The sequence below is a fragment of the Roseburia sp. OF03-24 genome (genome assembly GCF_003463035.1).
GTDB classification, from domain to species: Bacteria; Bacillota; Clostridia; order Lachnospirales; family Lachnospiraceae; genus Roseburia; species Roseburia rectibacter.
Genome location: NZ_QSCK01000082.1, coordinates 1 through 1,250, shown reverse-complemented (window position 1 = coordinate 1,250; position 1,250 = coordinate 1). Strand labels below are relative to the sequence as shown.

The window sequence follows — 1,250 nt, the reverse complement described above, 5'->3', positions numbered from 1 at the left end:
TGCGCCACAGCCTTGGCAGGCCATCGCGCAGCGATTTTGTTCAATCGAAATTTGAAAGGATGATGATATGATGGATAAATTAAAAAAGAACATGGTTTTCTACCTACTGTTGCTGATAGATTTTTATATCGTTCCTTGGTTTATAAAAAACACAGGAAGTGCAATGATTGTTATGTTAGTAATTATTCCTCTAATATGTTTAATAACCTCTGTTTTTTATGGGATTAGGAATGGTTTTAACTTCTGGTATATTTTGATTGTAGCAATAATGTTTGTACCATCTATATTTATATTTTATAACTCAAGTGCATGGGTTTATGTAGTTGGATATGCTGTTATTGCATTATTGGGAAATTTAATAGCATTGCCATTAGGAAAAAGATAACTTCAAGTTTGTCGAAGTGATAAAAGCCCTTTAGGAACTAAAGGGCGCACTTCTATACTCTCTGTCGAGAGTAGTGCGTCCTGCGGAGCTTCATTCTCCGTCAGCAGAAGAAAACTGCATGACCGAGAATGTTGCGTCACTTCGTTCCGTCAAGGTGGCTACACCCCCTTGCGCCGCTAAAGCGGCTATCCCCTGTGGACTTGCCGTCCGCAAACGGTTTTGACAAACCGTTCGCCGCCAGCAAGTTTGAAAATCAAGAATCTTAATTTGATAAAGGAGTGTGATTCTATGAAAAAGAAATTACCCATAATCCTCTTGGGTGTTATTTTGGCTTGTGTGTTGGTTTTCGGTTTCCTTTATGCAAACAATGACATTGGTAAAACCGCAAACAGTTTAGAAGCAGACATTCGCCAATCTCAAAAAATTTTGGATGATTGGATTGTTGATGGAAGCATTTCCGACACAATGGCTGCATTTATTTCTTACCCACAGGACAAGACAGACCACACTTTTTCTGTCTATGTAAATCGCCCTGGCTTGTCTTTTGGATATTTCTTCCGTGGTGGTGGAGATATAGTTGAGGTTGATGATTACATTGCAGAGTTTGTTGTTGAGGGAAATAACGAAAGGGCATTTATCTCAATGAATACCCAAAATATTGTTCGACTTGAAGTAGATGATGGCAACGGCATTCAGGTGATTGATATTGATAGTGGCAAGCCTTTCGCCATTGTCCTGCCCCTCAATGTAGGAAACATCTGTTTCTATGATACGAATGGAAATGTTGTGGAATATCTTCGCCAACAACTTTGACCAACTTCAAGTTTGTCTGACTGATAAATAATTTAATAACTGTTTTACAAAG

General features: G+C 38.6%; 2 protein-coding genes. Both read left to right on the top strand.

The genetic code is table 11. The annotated features are described in order from the left end of the window. The first annotated feature begins 67 nt into the window (after positions 1 to 67). Complete coding sequence (locus DXA60_RS18460) at positions 68 to 385, top strand: hypothetical protein (protein WP_117922693.1); 318 nt, start codon at positions 68 to 70, stop codon at positions 383 to 385. A 288-nt stretch (positions 386 to 673) separates the two neighbouring features. Continuing rightward, positions 674 to 1,198 (top strand): hypothetical protein, encoded by a 525-nt coding sequence (locus tag DXA60_RS18455; RefSeq protein ID WP_015516227.1) that lies wholly within the window; start codon positions 674 to 676, stop codon positions 1,196 to 1,198. Positions 1,199 to 1,250 lie beyond the last annotated feature (52 nt).